The organism is Nostoc favosum CHAB5714, from assembly GCF_020829495.1.
Lineage (GTDB): Bacteria > Cyanobacteriota > Cyanobacteriia > Cyanobacteriales > Nostocaceae > Nostoc > Nostoc favosum.
Window position 1 is genome coordinate 41,194 of the sequence record NZ_JAIVFQ010000038.1, and the last position, 22,953, is coordinate 64,146.

Sequence of the window (22,953 nt, forward strand, 5' to 3'; positions counted from 1 at the left end):
ATATCGGTTTCATGCATGGTCTAAAATACTACTCATTTCTTGCTGATAACGCTTGGGAGTTGTGTGTAGCATTCGTTGAAAGACAGATGTCATGTGACTTTGGTTACCAAATCCCGCTTCCATAGCTACCTGTGCAAGCGATCGCCTTTGGTTTTGTAAGAGTTTTTGAGCCAGTTCCAGCCGACACCGGAGGACATATTGATAAGGTGACAGTCCAGTTGTGACTTTAAATGCTCGTGCAAAATGGTAGGGACTGAATCCTACCGTGGCAGCAATCTGGTTCAGGTTTAGTTCCTGGGATAGATGCGCTTTGATGTATTCTAAGGCAAACTTTAACAAATTTGGGTCTAAAAACTCTGGTGGACGTTTGAGCCGTCCAGATAGGTTTGAACGTCGGTGAATAATCTGTGCCAACACCGCCGTTGCAACCGATTCTAAGTAAAATGCACCACCAGTTTGTCCATTATAAAAAAATTCTTGTATAGCGATCGCAGCACTCAAGCCCCAATGAGTCTTGGGAATTTGCCCTGGATGTAATTCAATTGTCTGTCCCTCTGCTTCCACTTTGACTATGCGTTCTAGAAAAGATTGGGAATATCCAAACACCACAAAACAAGAGGCATCTTCCACCGAACTATAAGTACTGCCTTGAGGCACAATATCAAAACCTCCTGGTAGCGCTTGGTAAGGTTGCAGTCGATCAGCATTGAAGGCAGCAATCCCACGAGTTTCCCCAAAGCTGGTTACCACAAGGTTAAGTGGTGAGCGAATATTGACTTCTAAATGTCCTGGCGGAATGATTGCTACCATCAACTCTGGTGTTTCTAGCCAGTGTCCCCACTGGGGTAGAGCTTCTAGTGGGGGCTGATCAAGGGGAATTTTACGTTCTGGGGGATTGAACAAAAACTCTTTTAGCAGATTCATGGGCAGAGGCAATTAATAGCAATTTAAATACTTCAACCCTATTGTCTCAAAAAGCAGATTTCGATATTCCGCAAGAATTGAAAAGACAGTAACAATTACAGCCAAGTATTTTCAAAGTTAGGATTTTGATTTGAGTGATTGTCAATGCCTGTTCTGATTCCCATTTCAACTTTTTTTATCGGCTGTCATGGGCTACTTGCTCTGGGTTTGTCCTATCGAGTAGCAATCGAACGCACCCGTACTCGGATTTGGCATGGTGCATCTCCATCTGAGGTTGCCTCACAGCCCAATTACCTAGATCATCCGAATGCTTGGGCAGAGTTTGTGGAAAAAATAACACAACAGTCTATTGTCACGAAAAATATAGAATATGGGGTGTTGCAGCGTACTATCAGAGCGCATGGTAACTTTACAGAATACGTACCCCTTAGCCTCATATTCCTAATTGCCCTAGAGTGGATGCAAGCTGGGAAAGGACTGTTGTGGATGCTAGGTACTCTATTGACACTAGCTCGGATTGCCCATGCCTGGGGATTAATACAGACCTATGGCCCATCACCGGGTAGGGCGATTGGTTTTTTCGGAACTTGGCTAGTTTATATCGTCGGCAGTCTGGCTTGTCTTTACTACAGCGTGCAGCAATTTTTATAGCCCAGCCAGCGACTTCATCTTTAAGTGAAACTGCTCAAGAAATAGCTGAACGAACCAGAGGATACTGGGGTGTTGAAAATAAAGTCTACTACGTTCAGGATGTGACTCAAGGTGAGGATGCATCGAGAATTCGCACTACTCCCCTGACTCAAGTTTTTGTGCTTGCTAGCAATTTTTCACTCAATTTATATCGGGACAATATGTTTAAAAACATGGCACAAGCTTAACGTTTATGTTCTTTTGGATTGGACATACCTAAGCGGCTTTTTAGAATGAAATAGCCCTGCTCATAATGGTCTTTCATTTGGAAGTACTAAGTGATAAACTTAGTAACTATAAGGACTAAATATCGAAAAGCAGTAGATGATCCTAAATTTTAATAGACGTAAATTTATTTTGTATGGTTCAGCTACTTTTGCTACTAGCCTATTGCTGAAAGCTTGCAGTAGTAATCAAAGCACGACACCAACAGTTAGTAGTAGTGGAGAAGGTTTTAAAATAGCGATCGCACTCCCTGGAGTCATCACTGATAAAGCTTGGAATCAGTCTGGTTACGAAGGCATAAACCTAGCTAAACAAAAGCTGGGTGCAGAAGTTGCATATCTGGAACAAGTCGCCCAAGCAGATCAAACGGAAGCATTAACAGATTTTGCCCGCCAGGGTTATAATCTTGTATTCGCCCACGGAGGACAATTTGATGCAGCAATAGAACAAGTTGCTGCACAATTTAAGAATACATTTTTTGTGGGTGTAAATGGTAATTCCAAGGGAGAAAATATTGCCTCTTTGCGTTTAGATCACTTGCAAGGTAGTTATTTATGTGGAATTATTGGCGCAGCAATTACTAAATCTAATAAATTAGCTTATATTGCTGGGCAAGAATTTCTGGCTACGCAAGAAGAACTACGGGGATTTGAATTAGGAGCGAAATCAGTAAAACCCAATATTCAAATTGTTTCAACGTTTACAGGCAATTGGAATGATGTTGCTAAGGCCAAAGAAGCTACGCTTGCCTTAATTTCTTCTGGTGCTGATGTAATTTATCAATGGTTAGACAGTGCTTCACCCGCAGTTTTACAAGCTGCTAGTGATAAAGGAGTTTATGCTTTTGGTAATACAAAAGACCAGTTGGATGTTGCGCCCAAAGCAGTGTTAACAAGTGCAGTAAAAAGGTTGGATATAGCAATAGCTTACATAGCAGAACTTGCAAAACAAAAACAACTTAAAGGACAAATATATTCTATAGGCTTAGAAAGAGCAGATATATTAAGTTTAGGTAAATTTGGGTCATTAGTGCCCGAAACAGTGAAACAAAATGCTTTAAAAGTAAAACAGGAGATTGTCGATAAAAAAATTACCTTTGAAAATTGTCAGGAAGCGGGTAAAGATACACGCTGTGTTAAAAAAGCATGAACATAAATGTATTTACGTTTAGAAAAAATTAGCAAATGCTTTAATTCATTTATTGCTAATGAAAATATTAGTTTCAGTGTTGATGCTGGTAAAATTCATGCAATTTTAGGTGAAAATGGCGCGGGTAAGACTACTTTAATGAATATTATTAGTGGTCTATATCAACCTGATAGTGGAAAAATTTATTTAGAAGATAAACCAGTAAAAATTACTTCCCCAAATAAGGCAATCAAACTAGGTATAGGCATGGTATATCAGCATTTTATGCTTGTGCCTCAGTTAACTGTGACTGAAAATATCATTTTGGGGATAGAAAATAGTTGGTGTTTAAATCTGCGGCAAAAACAACAAGAAATTGCGGCTTTATCCCAAGCTTATGGGCTAGGAATTCACCCCGCAGCTAAAGTAGAAAATTTACCAGTAGGGATACAACAGCGAGTAGAAATTCTCAAAGTGTTATATCGCCAAGCCAAAGTATTAATTCTCGATGAACCAACAGCAGTTTTGACACCAACGGAAGTTGAATCATTAATTAATATTTTGCGAAAATTGGCGGCGGCTGGTAACACTATTATTTTTATTAGTCACAAGTTAGAAGAAGTAATTAATCTCTGCGATACAGTCACAGTGTTGCGACGAGGTAAGGTAGTAGCGACAACGACAACTAAAGATACGACTCCTCAGCAATTAGCAGAATTGATGGTGGGGCGGGAAGTAGTTTTACAAGTCAATAAATTTGCATCTGTAATAGGGGAAGTGATATTTTCAGTCCAAAATTTGCAAGTTGCTGATGATAGGGGTATTCCTGCTGTCCGCAATGTTTCATTTCAATTACGGGCTGGGGAAATTTTAGGAATTGCTGGTGTAGATGGCAATGGACAGCGAGAATTAGCTGATGCGATCGCAGGTGTAAGAAACATCATTAACGGTAAAATTGATTTTAATAGCTCCCCTACTCGGCAGAGAATAGGTTACATCCCTGAAGATAGGCAAAAAATGGGTTTGGTGTTGCAATTTAGTATTGCCCAAAACTTGATTTTGAATGCTTTTAAAAACTTGCCATTCTGCCGCCATTTTTTATTACAATCACCAGCAATAAAAAATCATGCCCAAATTGCAATGCAAGAGTTTGATATTCGGGCGACTGGGGAAGATATTAAGGTAAGCCAACTCTCAGGGGGAAATCAACAAAAGGTAGTTTTGGCGAGGGAACTGGCGGGAGAACCAGATTTAATTGTAGCGATGCAACCCACGCGAGGATTAGATGTAGGGGCAACAAGTGCAGTTCATTCTCGTTTATTGGCAGAACGCGATCGCGGTGCCGCAATCTTGTATATTTCTACTGAGTTAGAAGAAGTGATGGCTATGAGCGATCGCATTGCCGTAATCTACAGAGGTGAGTTTGTCGCTATTTTGGATGCACAGACGGCGACGATAGAAGAGATTGGTTTGTTGATGGCTGGGGGGACACGCAGAGGATAAAATGCCAAGCCTTTATATCATCGGTGGTGCAAATGGTTCAGGAAAAACTACCGTTTCCATGAGTTTATTACCAAATTTTTTAGACTGCTTTGAGTATGTGAATGCAGATGCTATTGCTGCTGGTTTATCCCCATTAAATCCAGAGTCGATGGCTATAGAAGCAGGAAGACTAATGATTATACGCCTGCGGAAGTTATCTAACTCTGGTAGTGATTTTGCTTTTGAAACCACATTAGCTGCGAGAACTTTTGCACCTTTTATAATTGAATGTAAAGCTAAAGGCTACATAATTAATTTAATTTATTTTTGGTTACAAAGTCCTGATTTGGCAGTAGAAAGGGTAGCACAAAGGGTTGCTAGCGGCGGACACTCGATTCCAGAAGATGTGAGCCGAAGACGCTACCACAGAGGGAGAGTAAATTTAATTTCTTTATATTTACCTTTGTGCGATCGCTGGATTATTTATAATAACTCTAGTAATGATGCTAGCTTAGTAGCTGAGTATAGCTATAGTCAACAGCTTATTGTATATGAAAGTATAATTTGGAATCAAATCAGGGGATAAGAATGGCTGATCAAGAATTAGAGCTTTTATCGAGTAAAATTGATGCTGGAGTTAAAACGGCAATTGCAGCAGCAATAGAACGGCATCGTAAACTTGGTCAATCAATTAGTATTATGCAAAATGGCAAGGTAGTAACTTTAACTGCTGATGAGATTTCAGCAATTCAGAATCAACATAATAATATAAATCACTGATCAGTAACAGCGATCGCATTGCCGTAATCTACAGAGGTGAGTTTGTCGCTATTTTGGATGCACAGACAGCGACGATAGAAGAAATTGGTTTATTGATGGCTGGCGGGACATGTAGAGGATAAAATGCCAAGTCTTTACATTATCTGTTGTTTGCTTTAATGCCCACTTAAACGTCGAAGCTGATCTCGAAAATAGCAAAAACTTGGTGATTGATTATTGTCAATGTCCATAAGGGGAGAGATCCTTTCTGCCCAAGTTGCCTTCTCCTTACCAATTCCCTGCCAACCAAGTTTAGACAATTTTTGAACACCACCGGAATATACTGCATCGGCTAACTTCTCCCATGTGCCACAAATATCATCATTGGTATATGAATTTAGGACTGCTTGTTTGGCACTGGGATAAACTGCCTTCACTGCTGTTAAATCACCTAAATACCATGCTTCTCCTTCCTCAATGGCGATGCAAAATTGCGTCTTTGGTTTAGGCTCACAAGAATTTACGATGTCAAGTAGTTCTTTGCGAAAAGCACTCAGGCATCGGTCATCAATATCGCAAATAATGATGAGGACAGCATGATAATCAGGGAGATAACTGGCAAATGTATTGCCGTAGCCTTGAATAAGTCTTGGAAGTTGGTCGAGCAAAATTCGTTTTTTGGGATCAGAAGTAGATTTTAAACCTTGAGGAATATGCCCTATTCCTTTGTAAGAATGGATAATAAATGTATGCTGTTCAGTGTTAATAATTTTTGGGACAAGAATCTCAAGAGCCGTTTTGCCAGAAATATCCTCAACGAGTATCTCAAAGTGCATATACTCACCTTGCATCCAAATAGTCACTATACCAAAGTCCGCCAAGGGGTAAGCCTTCAGAAACAAGGTTATTGATCAGAGGATCTTCACTAGCTCGCCTAATTTTAGCAAACCCATTCTCGCCCTTTTCCAGAACCCAAACTTCTTCAGGTTCAAGGGCATCTACAAAATATGGTTGATGTGTTGTCACAAATATTTGTGATCCGCCTTTCTGGCCCGTAGCGTGTTCTCGAAATTCTCGTGCTAGAGTTTCTAAAAGTTTATGGTAAAGTCCATTTTCTGGCTCTTCGACGCATATAAATGGTGGTGGTGATGGGTCTTCTAACAGAAGGAGATAGGCAAATACTTTTAGTGTTCCGTTTGACATTTGTTGAGCATAAAATGGATCTTTAAATCCCTTGTCATTGAAACGCAAAAGAAGTCTTCCGTCTGGGCTTTTTTCAGTGCTAATTTTGTTGATACCTGGAATCTTGCTGGCTATCTTTTCAAGTATGGATTGAAACTTTTTGGGATGTTCTCTTTCCATAAACTGAACTACATTGCCCAGATTATCCCCATGAATATTAAGATGTTTTTGTGGGCCAGCTAGAGGCAAACTTCGTGCAGCATCTGGAGTAAAATAGCTTAAATACCATCCTTCAATAAATCTACGAAACACAGAAATTCTTGGGTGTTGTTTGAGTGAGCCTAAAGTTGCAATTCCCAGTTTTCGCTTATCGTCAAGTTCGACTACTTCAGTTTCTTTACTTTCTTCTTCCGCTTCACCTTTCTGTATTTTTTCTATTAATTGTGACAAATCAAAATCACCTTCTTCTTCAACTTGTTTACCTTCTTGTTCACCTTTCCATGCAATTCCTCTACCTTCATTGAGAATTAAAAAAGAAAAAGGTTGTCCTCTGCTTTGTCCTTTTCTTCGTTGCCTGAGTCTCTCCCCTTTTACATAAGGTCTTCCAGATAAATCAATATCTATTGCCAACTCATACGTAATTGGTCGGGCATTATGATCTTCTTTATAATAGATATCAAACTCAATGCTTCCCTCTTGTCCTTGGGAACGAATTCTCTCAAAGCCACCACGACCACGAGAATCACACGCTTCCTCTACTCCATTTTTCAAGCAGTCTGCAAGAAAACCAAAAGTGTCGAAAATAGTACTTTTTCCCACACCATTCTTACCAATGACGGCTGTCATTGCCGTTAATGGTTTAGCATTCTGCGTGTTCCATAGCTTGCCCAAGGTGACATCATGAATAACTCTATAATTTCTTACCCTAAAGCCTTCTACTTTAGACATTTAAGCCCTCTGCTCAACTAAGACTAATCCTATCAGTTCCCAATACTGCTCGGTTAAGCTAAAAACTTACGTTAATGTAGTTAATGTAGTAGTTAATGTAGGTTGGGTTGAGGAACGAAACCCAACATTTACCGAGATTTGTTGGGTAACGCTTACGCTCTACCCAACCTACAATTTCCCTTAACCGAGCAGTATTGTATCAGTTCCTACACTGAAAGTTTAAGGCTAAGGACGTTAAATAACTTCTCAATCGATATGCACCAGGAGAACAAAACTTCCACGGTATTATCTTACCAAAAGCCGACTTACGGGGTGGCAATCATTGCATCATGATCACAAATAAACGCTTTCAATTCCTGCTACCAATCCTATCACCGCTAATTGCCATCATCTCTGCCCTCATTGTCGGTGCCATCCTCATCCTACTTGCAGAGGCAAATCCGATTACCGCCTACACCGTCTTATTTCAAGAATCTCTCTCTAGTTACTTTGGGTTTGGCAATACCCTCACCAAAATGACACCCCTATTATTCACCAGTTTAGGGGTATTAGTAGCATTGCGGTCTGGTCAATTTAATATCGGTGGCGAAGGACAAATTTACCTTGGTGCATTAGGTAGCACTTTAATTGGTTTATATGTGCAAGGATTACCTGCAATCATCCACATTCCCTTAGCACTTATCGCTGGGTTTGGGTTTGGTGCGGTTTGGGGTTGGATACCGGGTTATCTCAAAGCAGTACGGGGAATCAATGAAGTTATCACTACCCTCTTACTGAATTACATAGCAGTGAATTTAGTTAGCTACTTGGTGCAAAATCCCCTAAAAGCACCATCAGCGCCTAGTCCTTATTCGCCATTAATTGCCAAATCTGCACAGTTACCGATTATCTTACCCCAAAGTCTTGCCCATGCTGGCATAATACTTGCGTTAATCGCCGCCGGAATATTGTGGGTGTTGTTGGTGCGATCGCCTCTAGGATACCAAATCGCCGCCGTTGGTTTTAATCCCACAGCAGCCCATTATGCAAGAATTTCAGTAAAAAATACCATCATGCTAGTCATGTCCTTAGCAGGTGGTTTAGCCGGGTTAGCGGGTGCATCTGAGGTGATGGGGTTGAAGTACCGCTTATTTGAACAGGTTTCCCCTGGTTATGGATTTGATGCCATTGCGATCGCCTTTTTAAGTCGCGGTAGTATTAGCGGTGTAGTGTTGACTTCTCTATTTTTTGCCGCCTTGCGTAGTGGTGCGAATGTCATGCAACGTAGTGCTAGTGTACCTGTAACTGTAGTTTATGCAATTCAAGGATTAACTGTCTTATTCATTGCCATCAGCCTCGCCGTAGAAAGACGAATAAAAACGCAAAGTAACGCTGAGGTTTAACGCGAAAGTTTCTCTGCGATACTCTGCGCTTCCCTTAGCGTTCCTCTGCGTTTAAAAAAAAATAACTATGAATAACCTTAACTTCCTCTCTGATTACTTAATTGCTAGCTTAAACTTAGCCGTACCCCTAGCATTTGCTGCCCTTGGGGGAATGTACTCAGAACGTTCAGGAGTATTAAATATTGCCCTCGAAGGGATGTTATTAACAGGAGCTTTTACCAGTGCAGCCGCTACCTTTTATACAGGCAACCCTTGGCTTGGTGTTATCTGTGCGTTGATTGCTGGGGGATTAGTCGGTTTACTCCACGCTTTTTTATGTGTAACTTTATATGTTAATCAGTTGGTATCAGGGTTAGCGATTAATCTGGTCGCTGCGGGCTTAACATCATTTTTAGCGCGGTTAGTATTTAATGGCACTAATACTCAAAGATTACCAGGAATTGAGCCTATAGTCATTCCTGGTCTTGCGAATATACCTATACTTGGAGCGATGTTGTTCCAGCAAGATGTTTTTGTATATTTACTGATAACTCTAGTTGTTACAAGTATCTATTTCTTATTTCATACTAGCTTTGGGCTGACTTTGCGGGCGGTGGGAGAATATCCCCAAGCTGCTGCGACGGCTGGGGTTTCAGTATCAAGGGTGCGATATGGGGCTGTAGTACTCAGTGGTTGTCTTGCCAGTTTAGGAGGGGCTTATCTCACCTTGGTACAAATCAGATTTTTTACCGAAGGGATGAGTGCAGGTAAAGGATTTATTGCGATCGCAGCTTTAATTTTTGGTAGGTGGCATCCTTTAAGTACTACTCTGGCTTGTTTTTTATTTGGCGCTACGGAAGCTTTACAGTTACGAATTCAAGCTTTTGGTGCAAATATTCCTTATCAGTTTCTAGCAATGCTACCGTATGCGATCGCTTTATTTGCACTAGTGGGGTTAGCTGGTAAATCTATACCCCCCCAAGGGTTAGGTGTTCCTTACTCGCCAGAAAATCGCCAAGACAATTAAAATAATTCGTAATTCGTAAAAGGTAAAATCAGTGCTACGAGATTATTGTAGAACAACTCTACTTTTCCCTAACTTGAGATGTGCAAGCTTTTCAAAATATAACTAGATAACTCACAAAATCCTTCCCCTTCGGCAGCGTTAGTAATATAAGCAGGGTGATATTTCAACTGATTCACATATTCCAGCACATTTGCCACGCCTACAGAAACAGGAAAATAACGCCGATCAAATAAACTTTCATCATTGGGGCTATCGCCAACAGTGACAATTTGTTCTGGTGAGTACTGGGGCAAATATTCGCGTAATACCTGCAACAATCCCACAGCTTTATCTTGCCCTTGGGGTTTAATGTGACATTGCACGTTGCTATAGGTAAATCCCCAACCCATTTGTTGACAGAGATTCTCTAGGGTTTGTAGTTCCTCTTGATGCAAACCAGCTACATCAAAAGTCCAATCGGTGATGCGAAAGCGATTATCAGCAGATTCTTGGATTTGGGGAAATTTGGTTTGTAAATTCTCAAAAGTTGTAGCCAAGTGCTGGCGATGTATTGCTAAATCGGGAATGGGTGTTAAAACTACTGCTTTCTGGTTCCCAGGTGGAAAGTACAAACCGCCATTTTCTGCCATAGCACCTGCCACTGGCATAATCGCACTCAATCCACTCACCCACCCAGCAGAACGTCCTGTGACAATCAGCACCTTAATGTCAGCTGCTGCTAAATCCTCTAAAGCTTGCAGCAGCGCAGGAGTAAATTTTCCTCGTCTAGTCAGGGTGCCATCCATATCTGTGGCTATCAGACGAATATTGCTCAAGCTTGTAGATGAAAACTCAGACAGGGCAGGGATACTGTGGTGTCTGGACATAGGTGGTTTGTAAAAGGCTGTAAAAAATATTAATGATACAGCAAGATGGCATTGAAGATTTGGGCATTCTAAACATCAGGAGTCAAGTTTTTCAGTTTCCAACCATGTCCACTTCGATATTTCTTGCCCAATCCTCCGGGACAAAGACTAAAAAGGCATCCCAGGAAGTGCCAGCAAGTAATCCTCAAATACCACCGTTATTGTTGGTAACTTCAGGAGGGCTGGCTTTAGCGGTGATTGCTTTGATTGTGTATAGTAAGCTCCAGAAGGATAAGCTGGAGAAAAAACTTAAGTTTGAACAATTCCGTGCGCGAGAATTAGAAAAAAAGTTTAAGCTGGCGCTGGAAACGATTCGCAAAATGGAAACTAATCCCGATTTGGTCAACTCACGGGACTTTAACCTGGATTATCTGCGAATGCGGATGGCAGAAGAGGTGTTTCATTTTGCAATCCTTAATCAAGTGAAGATTCAGATCAAAGAAAAAGTTACTCAAGCCCTGCGTCCAAATCAAGCCCAACTTGGATCAGTCGGAATTGCTAATAGCGCTGGACGGCAAGTAGATGAAATTTTTGATGTAGAGTATGAAACTGGTAGTCCAGGGAACTCTGCTAAACGAGTGCTGTTTCGGATTCAAGTCCGGTTAATGAAGTTACCAACGCAAGCAACTTCTGCAACTATTAGTCAAATTATTGACTGTATAGAAACTTACCTAAGCCCCATAGAATCCGAAGATAGTTGGCAACCAACAATTCAAGGTCGGATTGCTACTATGCATTGGGATCAAAAGGCTAAACCTACGCCTCTACTGGTGCTGGAGCAATCAAATGAAGGCGTGAATGTGACTTTTCGTACTAGTCGCCAACCAAATGCTCCAACTCCACCAAACCAACCTGGAATGAAAAAATCAGGCTCGGCTAGACAATAAATTATGGCTGTCATTAGTCATTGGTCATTAGTCATTGGTCATTAGTCATTAGTCATTAGTCATTCAGAAAAAACAAATGACCAGACACATTGCGGCGTGCAGAGCAACTAAATTTATTTATGGGGGTAGCACTAGTGCGAATTTATGACGCTCGTTCGCCCTTGGCGTGCCGTAGGCAAGACTCGCTAACGCTGCGCTATCGCCGTCCAAATTCCTCGATTAATTCGCTAACACTAATCCCACGAAAAGCCGCTTCGGTTTTAATATTTTGCCAAGCTGTAGGTGTTAACACTACGATTCTTTTTGTCTTCACTTCATCGTGTAAAACTGGTATATTTTTTAATCGTTTTTTAGTTGGAATCCCCCGCCTTTAGGCGTGGGGAGTGTCAATAAGAACTAAAATCATGACTGAATAGCGGCATTGGGGGAATTACGGGTTAAAAGGCCATCTTCCATTTCTACGATGCGATCGGCTATATCTAAAATGCGGTTGTCGTGTGTCACTAATAAGATAGTAGTTCCCTGATTTTTGGCTAAACTCTGCATTATTTCCACGACATCGCGTCCTGATTGTTTGTCTAATGCAGCTGTCGGTTCGTCTGCTAACACTAGTGGCGGACGATTCACTAAGGCGCGAGCGATCGCAATTCTTTGTTTCTGTCCACCAGAAAGATTGTCTGGGTAGTAATCAACTCGTTCTTCTAAACCAACAGACCCCAGCATAGCTTTTGATTTAGCTACTGCTTCTGTTTGAGAAATATTATCATTCAATTCTACCGCCATTTGCACATTTTGCTTTGCTGTCAAGAACCCTAGCAAATTGTGAGCTTGGAAAATATAACCAATGTTGCGTCGCATCTGCACCAGTTTGTTTTGACTGACGCCAACGAGTTCTTCACCTAAAAATTTTAAACTTCCTTCTTGTACAGACCGCAAACCACCAATTAAGCTCAGTAATGTTGTTTTACCTGAACCTGATGGCCCGGTCATAATTACAATCTCACCTGGATAAATTTCTAGGTTGATGTCAAATAATATCTGTTTTCTCAGTGCCCCTTTGCCATAATAGTGGTTGAGATTTTTAATGGCAATTACAGGTTCTTTTTCTATCATATTCTTATTACTTAAAATTAACAGTTTTGAAACGTAACTGTAGTGCCTACCAAAAATCAAGCTTTCTTAATTATTGATTATAAACTATAGTTATCAATAATTTATTTTAATTAATATTGACTTAATTAAAATATATCTGCTGGATCGGCAGAACGTAATTTTCGGACTGCGATCGCACCAGAAATAATACACATTAACATAGTCAAAATCAACACCATTACCGCCCGATCAAAACTCATGAAAACTGGTAAAAGTGTTGCTTCTCTGGCACTTTTATACATAAAAAAAGCAAAAACTATACCAGGAAAATATCCTAAAACTGCTAATAGCAAAGCCTCTTGAAGAATGACTGTCAATAAATAGTTTTGTGTGTAACCTATTGCCTTGAGAGTAGCGTACTCAGCTAAATGATCTGCAACTTCTGTGTAAAGGATTTGATAAACAATCACAGTTCCTACAATGAAACCCATGACAGTCCCTAATGTGAAAATAAACCCAATAGCTGTACTATTTGCCCAATAATTCCGCTCAAAATCAATAAATTCTTGCTTAGTTAAAACATTTACCTCGTTAGGTAAATACTTTCGTAATTCTTGGGCAACAACGTTAGCATTGGCTCCGGGTTTTAATCTAATTAGCCCAATATCAATTAATCCTTCTTGACGATTGCTAAATATTCGCAGAAAGTTAATGTCACTTGTAATTAAATTACCATCTGCGCCAAATGATGCACCTAATGTAAATAGTCCTTCAACTTTAATTCGCCGCCTTCGCACTTCTGCTGTTACAGTCTTTCCTTGGTCATAATTAGCAGCAATTGGGCCATATTCCACTCTAGAAGAACGATCAAATAGAACTACATCAGGCAGTTTAAGTTTATCTAAATTTTCCTGAACTCCAGGTAAGTTAACTATGTTAGTTTCTGGGTTCATTCCAAATATCAGGATACTACGAGGGCGGCCTGTAACAGGATTTTTCCAGATTGTAAAGTCCAAATATATCGGATGTACCGATTGTACTGCGGGTAACTCTAAAGCTTTATATAACCGTCTTTGAGAAAAACTTCTCATAGCCAGAACAGCACTGGATTGACTATTGATTAAAACAATATCGCCCTGCAAGCTGTTATGAAATCTAACGTTACTATAATATAAGGCATCTCGGAAACCGAGTTGCATAAACATTAAAATATCAGCAAAGGAAATTCCTGCTAAAGCCACAGCTAGGCGAGTTTTTTCTCTTGTCAGTTGTAGCCACGACAAAGGTATTTTTTGACTCATTTTATAGGCATCCAAGCACAGCTAAAATAATTCGTAATGGGCTTCGCCCCGCTACGCTAACGTAATTCGTAATGGGCTTCGCCCCGCTACGCTAACGTAATTCGTAATTCGTAATTCGTAATTAGTTATTAATATCGACAACAACTTTGGCGTAAGTTAAACCAGAAACTTTCTGGCTATCTTCTGGAGACAGAGCAATTTTCACTTCTACGACTCTGGCATCCACATCTGCTGCTGGATCTGTATTCAGCACATCTTTTTTACCAATTTTTCTGCCAATTTCAGTGACAGTTCCCTTTAATTCGCCGCTAAATGCTCCATTATCGCTGCTGATAGTGGCGTTTTGACCAATACGCACTTTACCAATACTGTCTTCGGCGACTTCAGCAATCACAAACATTTGGCTAGTTTGTCCAATTTCAGCAATGCCATTTGCACCGATCGCTTCGCCTGATTTGGTGTAAACTTTTAAAATCTCTCCAGCGATTGGTGCTTGAACGTAGCTTAACTTGAGTTCTGCTTCGGCTTTTCTGATATTTGCGATCGCATTACTAACTTGGGCTTGCGCTATTTGCACATCGGTAGGACTAACGTCTAAGATTCTGCTCAGTTTGGCCTTTTCTTCATCGATTTGTCTTTGCAAAGTTGCTACGGTTTTATCACGGTTAACTTTGGCTTCGATTAGTTGCTGTTGCAAAGTTGCTAAATTTTGTATTTGGGTAGCTCTGGCTTCGGCAAGTTGCTGTCGTAGAGTTGCCAATGTCTGTTTCAGGGTAGCTTGGCTTTCGGCCACCTGTTGATTAGAAGTTACTGCACTCAAGCGTCTTCTGTCCCGCTCTTGCTGAGAAATAGCACCTTCTCTGTATAAAAAATCATAGCGTCCGGCATCGACTTGAGCATTGCGCTGTTCGGCTTTAATACGTGCAAGCGTTGCTCTGAGAGCATCTCTTTGCCCACTGAGTTCAGCTTCTAAGCGATTCACGGTTGCTTGTTGGACGAGTTTATCACCACTTAACTGGGCTGCAATCCGTGCGATCGTTGCTTGCCCTGCATTCCTTTCCCCAATTAACTGCGCTTGTAGGCGAGCAATAACTGCTCTTTGGGCTTGAATATCTCTTGGAGATCCAGCCCTAACTTGCGCTAAATTCGCACGGGCTTCTTGCACCTTGGCTTTTGCCTCTTGTAGTCCGGCTATTTGGGTATCGCGGTTATCCAAAATTGCGATAATTTGGCCTTGCTTTACCTGTTCACCCTCTCTCACCAGAAGTTGCTGAATTCGTGATGATGGTGCTAATCCTGATGATGGGGCAGACAATTTAACAACTTCGCCTCGCGGTTCCAAACGCCCAACAGCACTAATGCTATTGCTAGATGGCATTACGGGGACGGATGTAGTTAGTTTTCTTAACTGCTCGATTTTAGCTGTACCTAGTATCCCAGCAGCGATTACTATTGGCACGGCTACAGCGATACCCCACCAAATCTTAGGTTGTTCTTGATTAAATGCCTGCTCACTTGGCTTTGGCTTTTCAGTCACCCTTGACATAGTATGTTGCCCATTTACCTGAATTGTGCTGATGGAAGTAAAAATAAAAAGGTTTTTAATCAACAGCCAGCCGCTTAGGACAAACAACAGTGGTTTAAAGCTGGGTATGGCTTAAAATCCATCGCGTGATGAACGCTTAACACTATGGCTTTACAAAATGGTGTTTTCTATAGTGCTTCTCGTTTGTATGCAATACATTTTGACCTCTCTCCAAACCTCTCTCCTAAAAGGAGAGAGGCTTTGAATATTACTCCCCTTCCCTTGTAGGGAAGGGGCTGGGGGTTAGGTCTGTATTGAAACCTAGAAACGCTATAGTAGCTGGCTATTCAATAACTCTGAGTATTATTGAGACATGAGTGCAATGAACGTTAGCAAAATTCACAAGCAGTATGAATCTAGATGTATAGACGCGATGTATTGTGTCTATACACAAAATCCTAAATTGGTATGATGCGGTACTTTACTGCTACATTCACTACGGCTACAGTTAGTCACAAAATTGAAAAGAAACATCAAAAATAGACTGTTGCCTTTGCTGGATACAATCTTGGTACAAAAGTTAGTCTTCCTTAAGTGAATCAAGGATTAATTAACTAAAAAATATCTGTCAACTTGAGCATTCCTAACATTAGAGTTTCCTTAACTTTCTGGTCAATGACTTAGCTGTCTCTAGTTGCTTGCACCTACCAAGACAACAAACCATTTTGTGATATTCGCTTCAAAGACCTTACTATTCTCCCTGCTGCTGTTTTGGGACTCCATTAAACTCTCGTTGAATGAATTCTACATTTATCCGTTACGCGAAAACGTAACAGAGCCTACAGATGAGGGGAATGAAAAAATGATTAATTTGGGAGATCGAATAAAACTGTGGTCATGTAATTTTCTGCCCAAGCTGGGCCAAAGGCTTTTTCTAGTACACGGCGGGTTTTATCGTTTTGCTGTTGTTTGGTGCAGTAGTTGTGTTGTCCGGCGAGATTTTGTGTAACTTGTTCAGGTGAAACAGGATGTGAGGCGATCGCTTGGGTGCAATGAATATCTAAAAATTCTCGCACCCGCGAGAGAAATATTGTTTCTTCTTCTGGGGAACTGGGGCGCACAAAGATGCAAAAATCCGAAAAAATATCTCCCCATTCAGGTAATTCACGGGGTTGGGAAAAGTTAAGCACTGTTAGCTGTGTCAGCGCAGAAGTATAAGATTCTGGCAAGGTTCGCCCTAATTGGATAGGAGAAAGGTCTGCGATCGCAGCACTAATTTGACCTCTACCCCCAACTAAATCGCAACCAAACATCGGTAGGTTGTATTCTGGGCGGGGAAACATGACGCAGTGCAAAATATCCAGCATATTTCCGATTTTTGCCAGTTCCAAGTGCATTTTTCGGAACTGTGGTGTTTGATAGCAACGGTTTTCAATCGTCAGTTTTTCCCCTTCTAGTCTACCTTCCACATACCCCAACTCATCAGGCAAATGGTAGAGCGATAAATCCAGGTGCTGATGCCAAGCTGCCTCAATACAATCAGCTAGCTGACGAATTAGGGGATGTTGTTGCTCACGCAGCGAGGGTATAGAAGTAAATGACATATTCTAGTTGGGAATGCGATCTAGTGGCCAGTCTACAACTTGTCGTGCCGTTTCAACAGATAAGTGGTTAGCCTGGGTTCCAGCTCATATTAGACTTTTCAAACAACCTCTTACTAAAGCTGTGGTTTAAGTCGTGTTGAACTCAAGCTTTAGCCAACAAACGCGCAAATGTTGAGTTTTGTTCCTCAACCATAGGTGTCAACTTAACGTAAAAGCCATGTCCCGCAAGGAACTGAAGTTCCTTGCTAATAGCGAAAGTCATCTAAAGATGACTAAATAATCCGAAAAATCTTTAGTCTACTTTAGTAGACTTTAGCTATTAGCCTTGAACTTTAGTTCGAGGCGGGCGTGGAAGCCAACAGATAAGCGATTTTTAGCTTAAGTTGACACCAATGGTTCCTCAACACACTAAAATTGACTCTAACTTTACCACAATAACGCCCAGTCTATTGACAATTTTAGATATTCATCAGAATATTTAGGTGGTTTAACGGTTATCAAAGTAATTTTTGTTTACAAAGTCAAATACGTTGACTAGGTGACACCAAAAGATCGCTATCAATACAATTCGTAATTTTAAGCTTTGTAACTCGTGATTAAATTTCCTAATTACGAATTACGAGTGCTTTAAATGGACGGTTAGAAACCATATCTGCACAAACAAAACCTGCGTTTCCTTGCCTATGGAACGCAGGTTTCAAAACTTTAATTTGTTACTCCGCGCAAGCCCAAAGAGTTTGTGCAGTCGTCAATTCCATTTACCAAGGCTGTGGACTGACTCAATAGTACAGAGGCGATTAATCGCGTCTCTATAAACATAGGAGAAAATCATGGTTATTTCATCATTTAATCTCTCTAACCTCGACGGCACTAACGGCTTCACCATCAACGGCATCGCAGCGGGTGACTACTTAGGCTATTCTGTCAGCAGTGCCGGAGATGTCAACAATGACGGCTTCGACGACTTGATTATCGGGGCAAGACTTGCCGACCCCAACGGCTACGATTCAGGGCAGAGCTACGTGGTGTTTGGCAGCAGCAACGGCTTTAGCTCCACTCTCAACCTCTCTAACCTCAACGGCACTAACGGCTTCACCATCAACGGCATCGCAGCGGTTGACTACTCAGGCTGGTCTGTCAGTAGTGCCGGAGATGTCAACAATGACGGCATCGCTGACCTGATTATCGGGGCACCCTATGCCTCCCCCAACGGCTTATATTCAGGGCAGAGCTACGTGGTGTTTGGCAAGAGCACAGGCTTTGACGCCACTCTCAACCTCTATAACCTCGATGGCACTAACGGCTTCACCATCAACGGCATCGCAGCGGTTGACTACTCAGGCTGGTCTGTCAGTAGTGCCGGAGATGTCAACAATGACGGCATCGCTGACCTGATTATCGGGGCACCCTATGCCTCCCCCAACGGCTTATATTCAGGGCAGAGCTACGTGGTGTTTGGCAAGAGCACAGGCTTTGACGCCACTCTCAACCTCTATAACCTCGATGGCACTAACGGCTTCACCATCAACGGCATCGCAGCGGGTGACGGTTCAGGCATTTCTGTCAGCAGTGCGGGAGATGTCAACGACGACGGCATCGCTGACCTGATTATCGGGGCTTATGGTGCCGACCCCAACGGCTCAGGTTCAGGGCAGAGCTACGTGGTGTTTGGCAAAAGCACAGGCTTTGATGCCACTCTCAACCTCTCAGACCTCAACGGCGCTAACGGCTTCACCATCAACGGCATCGCAGGGAATGACGAATCAGGCATTTCTGTCAGCAGTGCCGGAGATGTCAACAATGACGGCATCGCTGACCTGATTATCGGGGCACGCTATGCCGACTTCAACGGGTACTCTTCTTCTGGGCAGAGCTACGTGGTGTTTGGCAAGAACACAGGCTTTAGCGCCACTCTCAACCTCTCTAGCCTCAACGGCTATAACGGCTTCACCATCAACGGCATCGCAGCGTATGTCGAATCAGGCTCTTCTGTCAGCAGTGCCGGAGATGTCAACGACGACGGCATCGCTGACCTGATTATCGGGGCTTATGGTGCCGGACCCAACGGCTCAGGTTCAGGGCAGAGCTACGTGGTGTTTGGCAACACAGGCTTTAGCTCTACTCTCAACCTCTCCACCCTCAACGGCGCTAACGGCTTCACCATCAACGGCATCGCAGGGAATGACTTATCAGGCTATTCTGTCAGCAGTGCCGGAGATATCAACAGCGATGGCTTCGACGACCTGATTATTGGGGCACCCGGTGCCGACCCCAACGGCTCAGAATCTGGGCAAAGCTATGTGTTATTTGGCGGGACGAATATCGGCGGCACTCCTGAAGTCACAGGAACTCCCCGTGCAGACACTCTTATCGGCACAATTAACAAGGATATCATCGACGGCAAAGGTGGTAACGACACCATCGACGGCAAAGCTGGCAACGACTTGCTGCAAGGGGGTGCTGGCAATGATATCCTCATTGGCGGTGCTGGCAATGATACCCTTGTCGGTGGCATCGGTGCTGACAAATTCCTTTACGATACCAATGCTCGGTTTGACAGTTCTGCTATTGGTTTAGATACCATCTCTGATTTCAAACAGTCCCAAGGTGACAAGATTGTACTTGATAAGACTACCTTTAGTGCAATTACTTCTGCTGTGGGAACCGGTTTTAGTAATGCTAGTAATTTTGAAGTCACTACTAAAGGGGCAGCCAGCACTGCTGTGATTGTCTACAACCCTGTAACTGGGCAGTTGTTCTACAACTCTAATGGTAGCGTGGTTGGTTTTGGCATCGGTGGCCCATTTGCGGTTCTAACTGGTGCGCCAACTCTCACCGCATCAGATTTTGTGTTGCAAGCGTAGTTCGCCTAAAATACCGATTTCCAAGCTGGGAACAGCAAACGCCGAGCTTGGAACAGCAAACGTTAAGCCGGGAGCCACTAACGTTAAGCCGGGAACCACTAACGTTAAACCGGGAGCCACTAACGTTAAGCCGGGAGCCACTAACGTTAAGCCGGGAGCCACTAACGTTAAGCCGGGAGCCACTAACGTTAAGCCGGGAGCCACTAACGTTAAGCCGGGAGTCGCTAACGTTAAGCCGGGAGCCACTAACGTTAAGCCGGGAGCCACTAACGTTAAGCCGGGAGTAATGCCAATACGGTTCCGATAAGATCCCCCCGCCTGTGGCGACCCCCTTAAAAAGGGGGTAAAGGAGGAAAAAAGCCCCCCTTTTTAAGGGGGGTTGGGGGGATCTCCGAGAGCCAAACATATTAACCGAACCGTATTGCAACCCAACCTACATAATTTAATTTTTTGGGCTTAACCCAAGCGTATTGCTTCGCGTAACGTTCCGCAAGGAAAGGTTAAGTCTCATGTAGTACTAATGAACTCCAAAACTATACCCATAGCTGGATAGCATATTACTTTTTTAGTAACACCCAATAATTAATTGTCAGTAGCAAAACAACTGACCACTGAAAACTAACAATCCACACAATAACTATTGCCAAAAATCAGTGACATCATATCCCAATTCCCCTAGCATGTGCCGCAGCAGGGGTAAACTGAGTCCAATTACATTGGTGTGACAGCCTTCAATTTTTTCGACAAAGAAACTACCAAAACCTTCAATTGCAAAGGCTCCAGCACACTTAATGGGTTCACCTGTGGCAACATAAGCTTGAATGGCGCGATCGCTCATTTTAGCAAAGTAAACTCTTGTAACTTGTGACTTGACTATAGTGCGATTTTGGTCAAGGTCAATTAAGGCATGACCTGTGTACAAGTCGCCAAAGTTACCTTGCATTATCTGCCAACGAGCGATCGCTTCAGACGTGTCTGGTGGTTTGCCGTAAATTTCACCATTCATGGACAAAACCGAATCACAACCCATAATCAAAGCCGATTCAAACTGTGGGGCTACAGTTTCCGCCTTGTATTGGGCAAGAGTTTTGACCAATTCTGCTGGTTCACTTAATTCAATTTGCGACTCATCAAAATCACTTGCTCGAACTATCGGTTCAATACCAACAGTTTGCAGCAAGCGGCGTCGGGCTGGGGAAGCTGAGGCAAGTACAAAAGGTGGAATTTTCATGATATTTCTGACAAACTTCGTAATTGGGTATTGGGCATTGGTAATTCAGTTTCTTCTCTATTCCCCATTCCCCATTCCCCACTCCCCAATTAATAAACAGAAAAAGAATTTACAACCTCATCAATCATTCGTTTAACCTTCTTCCAGCGTTTTTCCGGAATTGAGGCGTTGAGGGTAAAAACTTTACCACGGCTAACAGCGACGCTGGCGATGTTGTGTCGTTGCTGTTGATTGGGGAGTTTAACCTCATACTCTAAAAGGTAGTATATTTTACCGTCTACTTCTCGCTGTGCAGCATTGACTAATTCAGCTGAACGACCAGAGTCAGGAGGCGCAAGAGCTGCTTTTCCCAACTTATATCCTACTTCTGTTGGGGTTCCCAATTCTGACAAAGTTTTGCCTTCGGGAACTGGGCTAATCACAACAGAAACATTTTCAGACACCTCAATCAAATCGTGGAAAACCACATCTGGCCCATTGGCAACTTTAACTTGCAGCCAGCCGTTAGGATATAAAAACTGATAGCCATCATTGGTGTCTACAAAGCTTTTGAGTCCAGCCGCAGCCGCTACATCAGAATTACTCAGGCTGAAGCTCAACACCAATAGCAAAATTAATATAATTCGTTTCCACATTTTTACAGATTCCTTTAGGCTGGAGACAACACCAGGCTTGTATCATTTCTCGTTATTATTCTCCCACCAACTGGGACGCTTCGGATGAGGCATTATATGAAGAGGGACAAATCCTCAAGTGTCGTTAAAAGGGGCAGGAGACAAGAGGGGCAAATCATGCCTTTATTTGAAGAGAGGATGATTTGGAGCTACTGAACTCTTGTAAAGTTGTAACCCTACCCGCCTCAGAATGAATTCTGAGGCTAATAGCTTAAGTCAGCTCAAGCTGACTAGAAGATTTTTAATGATTCCGGGAATACTAGACACAGGAAATAGCATCAAAAACAGCACATACATGGCTCTGTGGCGACTTTACTATCATCTTATTTGGGCGACAAAAGAGCGCCAGGCACTAATTACCCCTGAACGCGAAACCCAACTTTATAGTTACATCATTGGCAAAGCCAATGCACTTGGTAGCATTATCCATGCTGTGGGCGGAGTAGAAAACCACATCCATTTAGTGGCTTCTATACCACCGAGACTTTCTATTTCTGATTTTGTCCAAAATCTTAAAGGTAGTAGCGCTCATCATCTCAATCATCTCTCACCCTCACAAGATTTGTTTGCCTGGCAACGCGGATATGGCGTTTTTTCAATGGGAAGCAAACAACTTGAGCAAGCTGTCGTATATGTAGATAATCAAAAAGCGCATCATTCCAATGGAACTACAATTTCGTCTTTGGAACTGCATAATCATGAAGATGATGGGCCAAAACTCACGCAGCTAAACCAATGAATTCCATTAATCTTCACGTTCATTAAACCATAGTCAGCTTAAGCTGACTTGAGCTATAAGCCTCAGAATGAATTCTGAGGCGGACTTGTTGTCAAGCCAATATTCCGCAATTATTCAAATACGTAATTTCCAATCTCACGCTGCAACCATCACCCGCTATAAGCCAATATTCCACAATTATTCAAATACGTAATTTCCAATCTCGCGCTGCAACCATCACCCGCCATAAGCCAATATTCCGCAATTATTCAAATACGTAATTTCCAATCTCGCGCCTGAACCATCACCCGCTATAAGCCAATATTCCACAATTATTCAAATACGTAATTTCCAATCTCGCGCTGCAACCATCACCCGCCATAAGCCAATATTCCGCAATTATTCAAATACGTAATTTCCAATCTC

22 protein-coding genes and 1 pseudogene are annotated in these 22,953 nt (G+C 42.3%); 13 read left to right on the forward strand and 10 right to left on the reverse strand.

The genetic code is table 11. The features are described from left to right. Positions 1 to 9: 9 nt before the first annotated feature. Positions 10 to 924, reverse strand: coding sequence for a helix-turn-helix domain-containing protein (locus LC586_RS22125; protein WP_229486836.1), 915 nt, complete (start codon positions 922 to 924; stop codon positions 10 to 12). A 144-nt stretch (positions 925 to 1,068) separates the two neighbouring features. Between LC586_RS22125 and LC586_RS22130 the strand changes: the two genes are divergently transcribed. From LC586_RS22130 to LC586_RS22155, 6 genes are all read left to right on the forward strand, one after another. Further along, positions 1,069 to 1,575 carry an MAPEG family protein gene (locus LC586_RS22130; protein ID WP_229486837.1) on the forward strand — a complete coding sequence of 169 codons (507 nt, stop codon included), beginning with the start codon at positions 1,069 to 1,071 and terminating at the stop codon, positions 1,573 to 1,575. After that, positions 1,542 to 1,802, forward strand: coding sequence for a hypothetical protein (locus tag LC586_RS22135; RefSeq protein WP_229486838.1), 261 nt, complete (start codon positions 1,542 to 1,544; stop codon positions 1,800 to 1,802). The genes LC586_RS22130 and LC586_RS22135 overlap by 34 nt, the downstream gene beginning before the upstream one ends. Before the next feature lie 136 nt (positions 1,803 to 1,938). After that, positions 1,939 to 2,988: a BMP family protein gene (locus LC586_RS22140; protein ID WP_229486839.1), complete on the forward strand. Its 1,050-nt coding sequence runs from the start codon at positions 1,939 to 1,941 to the stop codon at positions 2,986 to 2,988. Between the two features lie 6 nt (positions 2,989 to 2,994). Continuing rightward, a complete protein-coding gene (locus LC586_RS22145; protein ID WP_229486840.1) occupies positions 2,995 to 4,470 on the forward strand; it encodes an ABC transporter ATP-binding protein in 1,476 nt (491 codons plus the stop codon). A gap of 1 nt (position 4,471) precedes the next feature. Further along, positions 4,472 to 5,035, forward strand: coding sequence for an ATPase (locus LC586_RS22150; RefSeq protein ID WP_229486841.1), 564 nt, complete (start codon positions 4,472 to 4,474; stop codon positions 5,033 to 5,035). Between the two features lie 2 nt (positions 5,036 to 5,037). Further along, positions 5,038 to 5,229 (forward strand): hypothetical protein, encoded by a 192-nt coding sequence (locus LC586_RS22155; protein ID WP_229486842.1) that lies wholly within the window; start codon positions 5,038 to 5,040, stop codon positions 5,227 to 5,229. 155 nt (positions 5,230 to 5,384) lie between these two features. Here the strand turns inward: LC586_RS22155 and LC586_RS22160 are convergent, their stop codons facing one another. Together LC586_RS22160 and LC586_RS22165 are read right to left on the reverse strand one after the other, a co-directional pair. Continuing rightward, positions 5,385 to 6,071, reverse strand: a complete 687-nt coding sequence (locus LC586_RS22160; RefSeq protein ID WP_229486843.1) for a DUF4276 family protein — start codon at positions 6,069 to 6,071, stop codon at positions 5,385 to 5,387. Then, positions 6,049 to 7,338, reverse strand: coding sequence for an AAA family ATPase (locus LC586_RS22165; protein WP_229486844.1), 1,290 nt, complete (start codon positions 7,336 to 7,338; stop codon positions 6,049 to 6,051). The genes LC586_RS22160 and LC586_RS22165 overlap by 23 nt, the downstream gene beginning before the upstream one ends. 329 nt (positions 7,339 to 7,667) lie before the next feature. Between LC586_RS22165 and LC586_RS22170 the strand changes: the two genes are divergently transcribed. Next, positions 7,668 to 8,720, forward strand: a complete 1,053-nt coding sequence (locus LC586_RS22170; protein WP_229486845.1) for an ABC transporter permease — start codon at positions 7,668 to 7,670, stop codon at positions 8,718 to 8,720. Positions 8,721 to 8,787: 67 nt separating this feature from the next. Next, positions 8,788 to 9,726 carry an ABC transporter permease gene (locus tag LC586_RS22175; RefSeq protein ID WP_229486846.1) on the forward strand — a complete coding sequence of 313 codons (939 nt, stop codon included), beginning with the start codon at positions 8,788 to 8,790 and terminating at the stop codon, positions 9,724 to 9,726. 68 nt (positions 9,727 to 9,794) lie between these two features. Here LC586_RS22175 and LC586_RS22180 read toward each other — a convergent pair whose 3' ends face one another. Next, complete coding sequence (locus LC586_RS22180; RefSeq protein WP_229486847.1) at positions 9,795 to 10,592, reverse strand: HAD family hydrolase; 798 nt, start codon at positions 10,590 to 10,592, stop codon at positions 9,795 to 9,797. 104 nt (positions 10,593 to 10,696) lie between these two features. Here LC586_RS22180 and LC586_RS22185 point away from each other — a divergent pair, with 104 nt between their 5' ends. Further along, positions 10,697 to 11,518 (forward strand): hypothetical protein, encoded by an 822-nt coding sequence (locus LC586_RS22185; RefSeq protein WP_229486856.1) that lies wholly within the window; start codon positions 10,697 to 10,699, stop codon positions 11,516 to 11,518. Positions 11,519 to 11,920: 402 nt separating this feature from the next. Here LC586_RS22185 and LC586_RS22190 read toward each other — a convergent pair whose 3' ends face one another. The 4 genes from LC586_RS22190 to LC586_RS22205 all read right to left on the reverse strand — a co-directional run bounded on the left by LC586_RS22190 (position 11,921) and on the right by LC586_RS22205 (position 17,040). Continuing rightward, the gene (locus tag LC586_RS22190; RefSeq protein ID WP_196525879.1) at positions 11,921 to 12,631 is read right to left on the reverse strand and encodes a DevA family ABC transporter ATP-binding protein; all 711 of its coding nucleotides are present in this window, start codon (positions 12,629 to 12,631) and stop codon (positions 11,921 to 11,923) included. A 125-nt stretch (positions 12,632 to 12,756) separates the two neighbouring features. Then, positions 12,757 to 13,911 (reverse strand): ABC transporter permease DevC, encoded by a 1,155-nt coding sequence (devC, locus tag LC586_RS22195; protein WP_229486848.1) that lies wholly within the window; start codon positions 13,909 to 13,911, stop codon positions 12,757 to 12,759. Between the two features lie 121 nt (positions 13,912 to 14,032). Continuing rightward, positions 14,033 to 15,457 carry an HlyD family efflux transporter periplasmic adaptor subunit gene (locus LC586_RS22200; protein ID WP_229486849.1) on the reverse strand — a complete coding sequence of 475 codons (1,425 nt, stop codon included), beginning with the start codon at positions 15,455 to 15,457 and terminating at the stop codon, positions 14,033 to 14,035. 845 nt (positions 15,458 to 16,302) lie between these two features. Continuing rightward, on the reverse strand, positions 16,303 to 17,040 hold the full coding sequence (locus tag LC586_RS22205; protein ID WP_229486850.1) for a phycocyanobilin:ferredoxin oxidoreductase: 738 nt from the start codon (positions 17,038 to 17,040) through the stop codon (positions 16,303 to 16,305). An 830-nt stretch (positions 17,041 to 17,870) separates the two neighbouring features. Between LC586_RS22205 and LC586_RS42730 the strand changes: the two are divergent. The 3 genes and pseudogenes from LC586_RS42730 to LC586_RS22215 form a co-directional block, all read left to right on the forward strand. Beyond that, positions 17,871 to 18,230, forward strand: a pseudogene (locus LC586_RS42730) (integrin alpha); the annotation flags it as partial. Positions 18,231 to 18,275: 45 nt separating this feature from the next. Then, entirely contained in the window at positions 18,276 to 19,904 is a 1,629-nt protein-coding gene (locus tag LC586_RS22210; RefSeq protein WP_438822922.1) for a hypothetical protein, read from the forward strand. Next, on the forward strand, positions 19,861 to 20,211 hold the full coding sequence (locus LC586_RS22215) for a hypothetical protein (protein ID WP_229486852.1): 351 nt from the start codon (positions 19,861 to 19,863) through the stop codon (positions 20,209 to 20,211). Before LC586_RS22210 ends, LC586_RS22215 begins: the two co-directional genes overlap by 44 nt. 330 nt (positions 20,212 to 20,541) lie before the next feature. On the opposite strand, the gene LC586_RS22220 is transcribed toward LC586_RS22215, so the two are convergent. After that, positions 20,542 to 21,135, reverse strand: coding sequence for a Maf family protein (locus LC586_RS22220; RefSeq protein WP_229486853.1), 594 nt, complete (start codon positions 21,133 to 21,135; stop codon positions 20,542 to 20,544). Positions 21,136 to 21,224: 89 nt separating this feature from the next. Next, positions 21,225 to 21,770 carry a photosystem II reaction center PsbP gene (gene psbP / locus LC586_RS22225; protein ID WP_229486854.1) on the reverse strand — a complete coding sequence of 182 codons (546 nt, stop codon included), beginning with the start codon at positions 21,768 to 21,770 and terminating at the stop codon, positions 21,225 to 21,227. A 334-nt stretch (positions 21,771 to 22,104) separates the two neighbouring features. Between psbP and tnpA the strand changes: the two genes are divergently transcribed. Beyond that, the gene (gene tnpA / locus LC586_RS22230; RefSeq protein WP_229486857.1) at positions 22,105 to 22,548 is read left to right on the forward strand and encodes an IS200/IS605 family transposase; all 444 of its coding nucleotides are present in this window, start codon (positions 22,105 to 22,107) and stop codon (positions 22,546 to 22,548) included. The last annotated feature ends 405 nt before the right edge of the window (positions 22,549 to 22,953 follow it).